The organism is uncultured Vibrio sp. (genome assembly GCF_947488985.1).
GTDB lineage: Bacteria > Pseudomonadota > Gammaproteobacteria > Enterobacterales > Vibrionaceae > Vibrio.
On record NZ_CANLBV010000172.1, the window covers coordinates 1 to 3,569 of the forward strand.

3 protein-coding genes and 1 pseudogene are annotated in these 3,569 nt (G+C 42.7%); 2 read left to right on the forward strand and 2 right to left on the reverse strand.

Annotation, left to right across the window (positions count from 1 at the left end):
• Positions 1-182 precede the first annotated feature (182 nt).
• On the forward strand, positions 183-1,214 hold the full coding sequence (locus Q1A70_RS19320; protein WP_299695524.1) for an IS110 family transposase: 1,032 nt from the start codon (positions 183-185) through the stop codon (positions 1,212-1,214).
• Positions 1,215-1,453: 239 nt separating this feature from the next.
• On the opposite strand, the pseudogene Q1A70_RS19325 reads toward Q1A70_RS19320, so the two are convergent.
• Positions 1,454-1,705: pseudogene (locus tag Q1A70_RS19325) on the reverse strand (transposase); the annotation flags it as partial.
• A gap of 578 nt (positions 1,706-2,283) precedes the next feature.
• On the opposite strand from Q1A70_RS19325, the gene Q1A70_RS19330 reads away from it, so the two are divergent.
• A complete protein-coding gene (locus Q1A70_RS19330; protein ID WP_299695526.1) occupies positions 2,284-3,216 on the forward strand; it encodes a polysaccharide lyase family 7 protein in 933 nt (310 codons plus the stop codon).
• Positions 3,217-3,373: 157 nt separating this feature from the next.
• On the opposite strand, the gene Q1A70_RS19335 is transcribed toward Q1A70_RS19330, so the two are convergent.
• A partial coding sequence (locus Q1A70_RS19335) for an IS1 family transposase (protein WP_299695528.1) occupies positions 3,374-3,569 on the reverse strand: 196 nt, incomplete at its 5' end.

Genomic DNA, 3,569 nt, shown 5'->3' on the forward strand with positions numbered 1-3,569 from the left:
CCAATAATAAAACCCACTTCGAGAAACCCCAAACACCTTAGCCATACGGGCAATCCTATATTGCATCAGGTGTTCGATCATAAACTCATAGCAATCTACTTTAGATTTTTCGCGATGTATGGAATCCACTCATTCTCTGCCAAACTTAAGCATCGGCAGGAACAGTAAAATGAGGTGTCATCATGCTAAGAACTAACGTAATCGGCATAGATTTAGCGAAAAATGTATTTCAGGTTTGCAGTATAAGCCGCCAGGGAGAGTTGCTCAGTAACAAAGCTATAAGCAGGCAGAAGCTTAAGGAACTCCTTGCTAGAGCCAAACCATCCCTTGTTGCTCTAGAAGGCTGCGCTACTTGTCACTACTGGGGTAGATACGCTGAGTCCTTCGGTCACGAAGTGCGTATAATTAATCCTAAAAAAGTGAAGGCCTATGTTGAGGGTCATAAAACTGATGCCAATGATGCGCTTGCTATCGCTAATGCAGCACTTCAAATAGGAATCAAATACAGCAAACCCAAATCGATGGAACAACAAACTTTGATGTCTCTTGAAGCAAATCGCCAGTTTCTTTCGAAAACTATCGTGTCATTGGGGCTGCACATTCGAAGCATCATTAACGAATACGGTATCGTTAAGGCCAAAGGTACTAAAGGGCTAGCTGCATTAGTGACTTCAACGATCGATGAAAGGGGCGTTCTACCTGCAAGTTTAATTACTACTTTATCAATGCTCTGGCAACAATACCTCAACCTGAAAGAAGAGTTAAACCACCTTCAAAAATCCATGAATGCGACAACTCGCCAAATAGAACCCTGTAAAAGGCTCATGGCTCTTGAAGGTGTTGGTGAGATAACCGCATCAATGCTTTATGCTAATTTGGGTGATGGGTCACAATTTACTAACGGTCGACAAGCATCAGCGTTTATCGGACTAACACCTAAGCAATACAGTTCAGGTGGTAAAGTGACGATGATGGGCATTAATAAATTTGGCGGAGTTAAAGATCTTCGTTCGATGCTGTACCTTGGTGCTATGGCATACATATATCGACTGCCTGACTCACCTACAAACCAGAAACAGGCGTGGCTTATCAAGTTAGTCAATAGGGTCGGTTTCAAAAGAGCTTGTATCGCATTAGCAAACAAAACTGTCAGAACAGCTTGGGCAATGCTTCGCTATGAAACAAAATATCAGTCAAAGGCATTATTTTGCTAGCAATATGAATTAACAGATTACAAATAATGATGTTCAATGGTTAGACCAGCCTACTGAGACCCTGACTACTTCGCAATGCTATAAAAAGCTTTTTTCGCGGTAAGGACAGTAGGTGCGCATGCATCAAAGGTTAGAAGGTAGCTCCTTCAATGAGAAACCGAATATACGACCGCATCTTATCCATTGCACATTCTTATCTTGTAAAACCCGTGGATTCCATATACGAAGTAGGTGGCAGCCTTTTTTACGATATCTAGCTCTTCAACTTGCTCTGCCAATAATCGTTTGAGCTTGGCATTTTCAGTGGCGAGTTCTCTTTCTCTATCGCTGATTTTCGCGTCTTTTTTGACGGCTTTACGCCATCCATAGATCTGAGATTCATATAACGATAGCTGTCGTGCAGCAGCAGCGACACCGACTTTCTCTGCTAGCTTAAGTGCTTCGGCTTTAAATTAAGAAGCATGTTTGATTCGTGTTTTCTTAGTTGTCATTGTTCACCTCGTTAGTGGTTGTACTCACTTAACTCTGTGTCCAAACTTCTGGTGCGGATCATACTTCCCTATTTTTTTCTCGGTAAAGAGTTGATAGGAAGAGAAGCTTACTCAATTAGCGTGAAGGATCTGGCCTTAGCCGTAGGAGGCCTCAAAGCGATAAGAGCGGGAGAGTTCCGGTGAAAAGAAGTGGGGCCCCCTCAGGATTTAGGTGGACTTCACCAACTAGTTCACAGTTCCTTATATTGCCAGGGCAGCGCTCTGGGTTTTACTAGGAGATCAACGAGTGTTTGGTGGGGCTGTCTAATTAATAATCGCGCTATAAGGAAAGACTTCTGAATCCCTTCCGGCTCTCTACTAACTTGTTAGGTCAAGTAGATAGCAAACCGACCTAATAAGCAGATACGACCAAATTTTTAGATATTGACCTCGATCTAACTTTATTTGTATTACTGTATAATAAAGTTATGCTGCATCACATTTGCTCCACCTGTCGATTGTTCTTGCCTTTGATAAACAGTTAGTTTGATTTCCTGTTTAGCATTCATTCAATAACATAAGAACAAAAGAGCACCTCTATGAAGAAGTCGATCCTAACCACTACGATTCTATCTATGCTTGTTTTTCCTGCATTGGCCTCTGTTAAAGCCCCTTCTGATACCCTAGACCTGTCCTGTTGGAAAATATCGGTTCCTGTAGATTCAGGAAATGGGTTTGCCTCAACTATTGAAGAGCAAGAGCTCATTGACGGTTACCATCATACTGATCACTTCTACGTCAACGAAGCAGGCGATGGCGTTGTTTTTAGCTCACCAGTCAAGGCCGTAACGACCTCCAAAAATACAACCTACACTCGAACGGAATTGCATGAGATGGGGCGTTGTAATGACTCGAGTATCAGCCCTTACGGTGTTGATGAAAGTGGTAAACGTGCTCTTAACAAAAATAACTGGGTCTTTGGTTCATCACCACAAGCAGCTCAAGAGTTGGCATCGGGCGTCAATGGAACCATGGATGCGGTGCTGTCTGTTGACCAAGTGGTTGAAGGTGGCGAAATTTGGCAACAAGGTCGCGTGATCGTTGGCCAAATCCACGCCAATGATGACGAGCCTGCAAAGCTGTACTATCGCAAACTGCCAAATCATGAACTTGGCTCTGTTTGGCTAGTTCACGAGACAAATGGTGGTGTTGAAACGACCTATCCATTACTGGGTAACAACATTCCAGACTATTACAATCAAGATGGTGAAGTTATTGAACCAAAAGATGGTATTGCGTTAGGCGAGAAATGGGGCTACCAAATTAAGGCAGTAGACAACGAGCTAACGGTTACTATCCGTCGTGAAGGCAAAGAAGACATTACTCAAGTTGTTGATATGTCGAAAAGCGGTTATGACGATGGTGAGCAATATATGTATTTCAAAGCGGGTTTGTATCACGTTAACCGCTCTGGTAGCCCAAATGATATAGCGGCAGTGACTTTCTACGATCTGAAAGTATCACACGACTAGAATCATCAATGATTTACAAGTTAATATAGATTCACGCGCCAGAGCAGCTCTGGCGCGTTTATTTAAGGGCTTGTTGCAAAAAAACTTAAAAGAAGACTTCGGTGATTCTAGTACTCACTTTTAGCTGAAAATTACGGTCATGACTCCAATCTGTTGATTAATAGTAAAACTCTCGTTCAATAAAGGCACCGATGACCTTATCGTGCATTTCTTCTGATCTGGAGAAACTGATAGTTTTTCGAACGAGTCGCTTTAAACGAGTTCTCAGGGGGAGGCTGGTTCGTTCTATCCTTTGCGTATACCGCTTACCGATGATGTGTGTTTCTCTCGGTAAGTTCGCTGAATAAACGCGG